Raw genomic sequence first — 7790 nt, forward strand, 5'->3', positions numbered from 1 at the left:
TTCGGGTTCTGATCCACAAAGGACAGACATTTTGGTGTACCAATCGTGAACGTTTGCCGCGAGGAGTGTGCGGGGTTCGGTGGCGCCGCGCGGGCGCCTGACACAATGGGGGAGTGACCCCCCGCGAGATCGTGCTGCTGGGCTCGACCGGTTCCATCGGGACGCAGGCCATCGACATCGTGCGGCGCAATCCGGACCGCTTCCGCGTCGTCGCGATCGGCGCCGGCGGCGGCAACGTCGCGCTGCTCGCCGCGCAGGCCCTCGAGCTCGGCGTCGACGCTGTCGGTGTGGCCCGGGCCAGCGTCGCCCAGGACCTGCAGCTCGCCTTCTACGCCGAGGCGCAGCGCCGCGGCTGGGCCACCGGCGACTTCAAACTGCCCAAGATCCTGGCCGGGCCGGACGCGATGACCGAGCTCGCGCAGTGGCCGTGCGACACCGTCCTCAACGGTGTCGTGGGCTCCCTCGGGCTCGCGCCCACCCTCGCCGCGTTGCGCGCCGGGCGCATCCTCGCGCTGGCCAACAAGGAGTCGCTGGTCGCCGGCGGCCCTCTGGTGCGCGCGGCCGCGAAGCCCGGCCAGATCGTGCCGGTCGACTCCGAGCACTCCGCGCTCGCGCAATGCCTGCGAGGAGGTACCCCCGCAGAAGTAAGACGGCTCGTCCTGACCGCCTCCGGAGGCGCCTTCCGCGGGCGCACGCGGGACCAGCTCAAAGACGTCACCGTCGCCGACGCGCTCGCCCACCCGACCTGGGACATGGGGCCCGTCGTCACGATCAACACCGCGACCCTGGTGAACAAGGGGCTCGAGGTGATCGAGGCGCACGAGCTGTTCGCGGTGCCGTACGCCGATATCAAGGTCATGGTCCACCCGCAGTCGGTGATCCACTCGATGGTCGAGTTCGCGGACGGCTCCACGCTCGCCCAGTGCAGCCCGCCGGACATGCGCATCCCGATCGCCCTCGCGCTCGGCTGGCCCGACCGGGTCGCCGACGCCGCGCCGGCCGTCGACTGGACCCAGGCCCACACGTGGGAGCTCAAGCCCCTCGACGAGCGGGCGTTCCCGGCGGTCGCGCTGGCCAAGGCGGCCGGGGAGGCGGGCCGGTGCCGACCCGCGATCTTCAACGCCGCCAACGAGGAGTGTGTGGCCGCGTTCACAGCGGGTGACCTTCCTTTCCTCGGCATCGTCGAGACGCTTGAGCGGACCCTGGCGGAGGCTCCGGATTTCGCGGAACCAGGTACCGTCGAGGACGTGCTCGCCGCCGAGTCCTGGGCGCGGGCCCACGCCCGTGCGCTCATCGCCGCGGGCGCCGACCGGGAAGGGACCGAATGACCTTCGTAGTGGGAATCGTCGTATTCGCGCTCGGCATCCTGATCGCCGTCGCGATTCACGAGGCCGGTCACTTCTGGTCCGCCCGCTGGTTCGGCATGAAGGCGACCCGCTACTTCATCGGCTTCGGGCCGACGATCTTCGCGTGGAAGCGCAACGGGGTCGAGTACGGTCTCAAGGCCCTCCCGTTCGGCGCTTTTGTCAAGATCGTCGGGATGACGCCGCAGGAAGAGGACATCGACCCCGAGACTGGCAAGTCCGGGGCCGAGGACCCGAAGGCCATGTGGCGCTACCCGGTGTGGAAGCGCACCATCGTCATGGCCGCCGGCTCGATCTCCCACTTCGCCCTGGCCCTGATCACCCTGTGGATCCTCTTCGCGTTCGTCGGCATCCCCGACGGGAGTAAGGCCGGCCAGGTCCCCGTGCGAGTCGGCACGATCAGCCAGTGCGTGAGCCCGACCTACCAGTACGACCCGGCGACGAAGAGCCAGAAGCCCTGTGACCCGAAGACCGACCCGCAGAGCCCCGCCTCCCAGCTGGGGCTGCAGCCCGGGGACGTCATCCTCGCCATCGACGGCAAGAGCATCGGCGGCAACCAGGCCCTGCGCGACGAGCTCAAGGCCGACGTCGGCAAGACCGTGACCGTGCAGTACAAGCGCGGCGAGCAGACGCTGAGCGGGACCGCGCTGATCCCCGAGGCGCAGCGGATCAAGTCGACGATCGACCCCAACAAGACGGCCGACCAGGTCACGCAGGACGACCTGGAGCGCGGCGGCATGCTCGGCATCACCGTCGACATCCGCACCAGCGACCTGCCGACCGTGCGCTACGGCGCGGTCGACGGCGTCGGGCAGACCGCGTCGGCCACGGCCACGCTGGTCGAGCGGACGTTCGCGTCGTTCAAGCAGATCCCCGAGCGCATCCCGAACCTGTTCAAGGCCATCTTCGGCGCCGAACGCGACCCCAACACGCCGGTCAGCGTCGTCGGCGCCAGCCGGATCGGCGGCGAGCTGTTCGAGCTCGGCGACTGGGCCTCGTTGCTGTCGCTGTTCGCGACGCTCAACCTGTTCTTCGGGATCTTCAACCTGTTCCCGCTGCTGCCGATGGACGGCGGGCACATCGCGATCATCTGGTTCGAGAAGGTCCGGTCGTGGATCGCGTCCCTGCGCGGCAAGCCCGACCCCGGCCGTGTCGACTACTACAAGCTGGCGCCGCTCACGCTGGGCGTGATCGGCATCCTCGGCTTCTTCGTCCTGCTGACGGTGACGGCCGACTTCGTCAACCCGATCACGCTGAAGTAAGGGTAAGGACCTTCTCAATGACCGCAGTCAGCCTTGGCCTGCCCGCCGTCCCACCGCCCCCGCTGGCCCCACGGCGCAAGTCCCGCCAGATCATGGTGGGCTCGGTGCCCGTCGGCGGCGGCGCACCGGTGTCGGTGCAGTCGATGTGCACGACGCTCACCGCGGACGTCAACGCCACCCTCCAGCAGATCGCCGAGCTCACCGCGTCCGGCTGCCAGATCGTCCGGGTCGCCGTGCCGAGCCAGGACGACGTCGAGGCGCTCCCCGCGATCGCCAAGAAGTCGCAGATCCCGGTCATCGCCGACATCCACTTCCAGCCGAAGTACGTGTTCGCCGCGATCGACGCCGGCTGCGCCGCGGTGCGGGTCAACCCGGGCAACATCCGCCAGTTCGACGACAAGGTCAAGGAGATCGCGAAGGCGGCCTCCGGCGCGGGCGTGCCGATCCGCATCGGCGTCAACGCGGGATCCCTCGACAAACGGCTGCTGGAGAAGTACGGCAAGGCGACCGCCGAGGCCCTGGTGGAATCGGCGCTGTGGGAGTGCTCGCTGTTCGAGGAGCACGGCTTCCGCGACATCAAGATCTCCGTCAAGCACAACGACCCGGTTGTCATGATCCGGGCCTACCGCCAGCTCGCCGAGCAGTGCGACTACCCGCTGCACCTCGGCGTGACCGAGGCCGGCCCCGCGTTCCAGGGCACGATCAAGTCCTCGGTCGCGTTCGGCGCCCTGCTCGCCGAGGGCATCGGTGACACGATCCGGGTCTCGCTCTCCGCCCCGCCGGTCGAGGAGATCAAGGTCGGCCAGGCGATCCTCGAGTCGCTCGGGCTGCGCGAGCGGGGCCTGGAGATCGTCTCGTGCCCGTCGTGCGGCCGGGCGCAGGTCGACGTGTACACCCTCGCTGAGCAGGTCACCGCCGCGCTCGACGGCTTCCCGGCGCCGCTGCGGGTGGCCGTCATGGGCTGCGTCGTCAACGGGCCGGGCGAGGCCCGCGAGGCCGACCTGGGGGTGGCCTCGGGCAACGGCAAGGGCCAGATCTTCGTGAAGGGCCAGGTCATCAAGACGGTGCCCGAGTCGCAGATCGTGGAGACCCTGGTCGAGGAGGCGCTCCGGCTGGCCGAAGAGCAGGGCGTCGATCTTCCCGAGGAGCTGCGCGGCCTCACCGGACCGACGGTGACCGTCCACTGATTCGCACGGCTACTGGGGTGGGTATGTGGTGCCCTCCTTTGCGAGATCTGGCAGGCTGGTAGACATGCTGACGGTGGCTGCGCGCCTGCTCGGCGACGCCGAGCGGGGATCGGTCGAACGCTTGCTCGATCGGGACCCGTTCGGGGGCGCCCAGGTGGCCGAGCGCGTCTCCATGGCCGGGCTGGCCTGGTGGCGGCAGGACGCCCGGATCTTCGGGTACGGCTCGCGGCGCAACCTCGAGTCCCTGTGCTGGGTCGGGGCCAACCTGATCCCCGTGCACGCCTCCACCGCCGCGATCGCCGCCTTCGCCGAGATGGTCGCCGGTGAGCCCCGCGGCTGCTCCTCGATCGTCGGCTCGGCCGACGCGGTCCTCGGGCTCTGGTCGCACCTGGCCCCGGCCTGGGGCCCGTCCCGCGACGTGCGCCCCAACCAGCCGCTCATGGCCATCTCCAACCCGTCGCCGATCGCGCCCGACCCCGGCGTCCGCCTCGTGCGCCCCGACGAGATCGACATGCTCTTCCCGGCCGCCGTCGCCATGTACACCGAGGAGGTCGGCGTCTCCCCGACCGCCGACGGCGGCGAGCGCTCCTACCGCGAGCGGATCGGCGAGCTCATCCGGGCCCGCCGCGCCTACGCCCGCTTCCACAACGGCCGCGTCATCTTCAAGGCCGAGCTGGCCGTGGTGACCAAGCACACCGCCCAGATCCAGGGCGTCTGGACCGATCCCGAGCTGCGCGGCCACGGTCTGGCCACCGCCGGGATCGCGGCCGTGGTCCGCGACGCGTTGCGCCGCGTCGCACCATCGGTCAGCCTGTATGTCAACGACTACAACCTTCCAGCCCGCCGCGTGTACGAGCGCTGCGGTTTCCAGCAGGTCGGCACGTTCGCGACGGTGCTTTTTTGATTTCGGGTTTGTCCGGATTTGGTACTCCCAGAGCGTGCATGATCACGAGGAGTGCACCGAAATAGGAGTTGTCGCATGGGCCAGATGATCCGGCAGATCGGGCCGAATACGACTCGCTACTACTGGTACCCGGGCGACAAGAAGCAGTGGCTGCGCGCCCTCTTCGCCGCCGGGGCGGGCGGGGCCGTGCTCGGCCTGACCTACGCCTTCACCCGCAGCTGGCTCGCGTCCACGACCCTCGGCCTGGTCGTCGCGGCCGGGGTCGCCGGGTTCAACTTCGGGCGCCGGGACCTGGCCGCGTTCGACGCCCTCGACGCGCGGACGCCGCGGCGCGAGGTCGCGGGGGCCGCGGGGCGGGCGTCCTGGCGGGGCCTGGTCCAGGGTTTCGTGGTCGGGTTCTCCGCTCTGGTGATCGTGCACCTGCCGGCCACGGGCTTCCTGGCCGACTGGGTGCTGCCGCTCGCACCGGGGATCGCGTTCGGGCTGTCCTGGCAGGCCGCGCTGATCGCGGGGCGGCTCACGCACGAGTCGACGAAGGCCACCGAGTTCGTTGGCCCGGACGCGACGCGGCGCCTCGATCCCGACTCGCCCCCGGCCACCGGTCCGGCCGATCGGGGCTCGACTCGTCCGGCTGATCGGGACTCGACTCGTCCGGCCGATGGGGACTCGACCCGTCCGGCTGATCGGGACTCGACCCGCCGGGTTGATCCTGATGAGACGCTTTCACACACCGGCCCGTTCGCGGAGGCCACAGAGGACGTCCGCCGTTCGTGAACCGGGCGCGGCGGTGTAGAAGACGACCCGCTGGCCGCCCTCGTCGGCGTGCAGGACCTGGCACTCGAGCTGGAGCTCGCCGTACACCGGATGGGTCATCGTCTTCAACGTCGTGCGCCGCACACACACGCGGTGCTTGTTCCACCGCCGCGTGAACTCCGGACTGGCCGCGTGGAGGCGGGCGATGAGCGCGCGGATGCCCTCGTCGTCCGGGTATCGCACGGACGCGGCCCGCAGATCCGCCACCGACTCGTCCGCGAACGACTGAAACTCGGCCGGCGCGTCCGGTGACAGCGGCATCGGCCCGCAGAACGCGTTCCAGATCATGTTCGGCTCCGGCGGCGGCTCGCCCATGAGCCGCACCGCCATGTCGTTCCAGGCCAGCAGGTCATACTTCGCATCGATGACGAACGCCGGCGTGTCGTCCAGCCGCTCCAGCAGGTGCCGGATCCCCGGCGGCACCTCGCGGCTCGGCCCGGCCGGCGGCCCCGGCTGCTCACCGGCCAGCCGGAACAGGTGCGCCCGCTCGTCCTCGAACAGCCGCAGCGCGCGCCCGAGCGCGGTGAGCACCTGCCGCGACGGGTGCGGCCCCCGCCCCTGCTCCAGCCGCGCGTAGTAGTCCACCGAGATCCCAGCGAGCCGCGCCACCTCTTCCCGCCGCAGCCCCGGCGTACGCCGGCGCGCCCCCTCCGGCAGGCCCGCATCGGCCGGCCGGACCCGCGCCCGTCGATCCTTGAGGAACTCGGCCAGCTGTACCCGGTTCATCCCTCCATGCTGCGCGACCGCGCGCGTCCTAACCAGGGACCACCGATCCGATGTTCGTGAAGTCTCGCCCGGCCCCGCTTGTCTCGCCGGGCCCCGCTTGTCTCGCCGGGCCTACCTGTCTCGCCGGGCCGGCCGTCTCGCCCGGCCCGCTCTCTCGCGCCCGCGCGTGGGGTTCCTTGGTTCGCGGCGTCGTTTGTCTGCGGCGTCGTTTGTTCGCAGCGTCTTCCGGCTGCGCGGCTGCGCGGCTGGGCGTGGCGTGTTCGGTTCGCTGCCTTTCGCTGGTCTCGTCGTCTCGTCGTCTCGTCGTCTCGTCGTCTCGCGTCTCGTCGTCTGGCGCGGTCGCGCGTGGCGCGTTGGTTCGCAGCGCGCGTTGTTCGCGGCGTCTCGCCCGTCTCGCGCGGCCGCGCGTGATTCCGGCCTCCGCGCCGCGCGACCGCGCGTGTCCTGACCGGGGACCGCCGATCCGCTGTTCACGGCGTCTCTCCCGGCGCGCGGCCGCGCGGGCCACGGTGGAGCCCATGACGACCAAGACCGCCCTCGTCACGGGGGCCAACAAGGGCATCGGCTTCGAGATCGCCCGGGAGCTGCGCGACCTCGGCCTGAACGTGCTCGTCGGCGCCCGCGACCCGATCCGTGGCAAGGAGGCCGCCGCCGCCCTGGGCGCCGACTTCCTGCAACTCGACGTGACCGACCCGGCCTCGATCACGGCCGCGGCCGCGCAGGTCGAGGTGCTGGACGTGCTGGTCAACAACGCCGGGGTACTGCTGGAGCGCGGCGCCCTCCCGAGCGTGACGCCCATCGCCCTGCTTCGCGACACCTACGAGGTCAACGTCTTCGGGGTGGCCGCCGTGACCAACGCGTTCCTGCCGGCACTACGCCGGGCACCGGCCGCGCGGATCGTGAACCTGGGCAGCGGGCTGGGCTCCCTGCACTTCACCTCGGACCCGTCGCACGTGTACGGCCAGAACCCGCTGCTGGCGTACAACTCCTCGAAGTCCGCCCTGAACGCGATCACGGTCGCCTACGCCGCCGAGCTGCGCTCCACCCCGATCAAGGTCAACGCGGCCGATCCCGGCTACTGCGCGACGGATCTCAACTTCCACTCCGGCCCGCGTACCCCGGTTCAGGGCGCGGTCGCGGCGGTCCGCCTGGCCACGCTGCCGGCCGACGGACCAACGGGCGGCTTCTTCGACGAGGACGGCCCGGTGCAGTGGTAAACGCCTCCGCGCGCTGAGCACCCGCCCTCCGCACGGTCGTGATCGCGGTTGGTCGGCCGTCCGCTTGTGTGCTGCGTTCGCACGGTCGTGATCGGGGTTGGTCGGCCGTCCGCCTGCGTTCGCACGGTCGCGATTGCGGTTGGTCGGCCGTCCGCTTGTGTGCTGCGTTCGCGCGGTCGCGATCGGGGTTGGTCGGCCGTCCGACTGCGTTCGCGCGGTCGCGATCGGGGTTGGTCGGCCGTCCGCCTGCGTTCGCACGGTCGCGATTGCGGTTGGTCGGCCGTCCGCTTGTGTGCTGCGTTCGCGCGGTCGCGATC

Annotated in this window: 7 protein-coding genes; 6 read left to right on the forward strand and 1 reads right to left on the reverse strand. The window is 70.9% G+C overall.

The features are described 5' to 3' along the window. The first annotated feature begins 131 nt into the window (after positions 1-131). From dxr to ACIA8L_RS07115, 5 genes are all read left to right on the forward strand, one after another. A complete protein-coding gene (gene dxr, locus ACIA8L_RS07095) occupies positions 132-1328 on the forward strand; it encodes a 1-deoxy-D-xylulose-5-phosphate reductoisomerase (RefSeq protein WP_395901774.1) in 1197 nt (398 codons plus the stop codon). Then, positions 1325-2626, forward strand: coding sequence for a M50 family metallopeptidase (locus tag ACIA8L_RS07100; protein ID WP_395901289.1), 1302 nt, complete (start codon positions 1325-1327; stop codon positions 2624-2626). The genes dxr and ACIA8L_RS07100 overlap by 4 nt, the downstream gene beginning before the upstream one ends. 17 nt (positions 2627-2643) lie before the next feature. Further along, a complete protein-coding gene (gene ispG, locus ACIA8L_RS07105) occupies positions 2644-3813 on the forward strand; it encodes a flavodoxin-dependent (E)-4-hydroxy-3-methylbut-2-enyl-diphosphate synthase (RefSeq protein ID WP_395901291.1) in 1170 nt (389 codons plus the stop codon). Between the two features lie 64 nt (positions 3814-3877). Then, a complete protein-coding gene (locus ACIA8L_RS07110; protein WP_395901293.1) occupies positions 3878-4717 on the forward strand; it encodes a GNAT family N-acetyltransferase in 840 nt (279 codons plus the stop codon). A gap of 75 nt (positions 4718-4792) precedes the next feature. Further along, complete coding sequence (locus ACIA8L_RS07115) at positions 4793-5491, forward strand: hypothetical protein (protein ID WP_395901295.1); 699 nt, start codon at positions 4793-4795, stop codon at positions 5489-5491. On the opposite strand, the gene ACIA8L_RS07120 is transcribed toward ACIA8L_RS07115, so the two are convergent. Beyond that, a complete protein-coding gene (locus tag ACIA8L_RS07120) occupies positions 5441-6256 on the reverse strand; it encodes a helix-turn-helix transcriptional regulator (RefSeq protein ID WP_395901297.1) in 816 nt (271 codons plus the stop codon). The genes ACIA8L_RS07115 and ACIA8L_RS07120 overlap by 51 nt on opposite strands. 518 nt (positions 6257-6774) lie before the next feature. On the opposite strand from ACIA8L_RS07120, the gene ACIA8L_RS07125 reads away from it, so the two are divergent. Further along, positions 6775-7473: an SDR family oxidoreductase gene (locus ACIA8L_RS07125; RefSeq protein ID WP_395901299.1), complete on the forward strand. Its 699-nt coding sequence runs from the start codon at positions 6775-6777 to the stop codon at positions 7471-7473. Positions 7474-7790: the final 317 nt, after the last annotated feature.

It is taken from the genome of Dactylosporangium sp. NPDC051541 (assembly GCF_044454505.1).
GTDB lineage: Bacteria > Actinomycetota > Actinomycetes > Mycobacteriales > Micromonosporaceae > Dactylosporangium.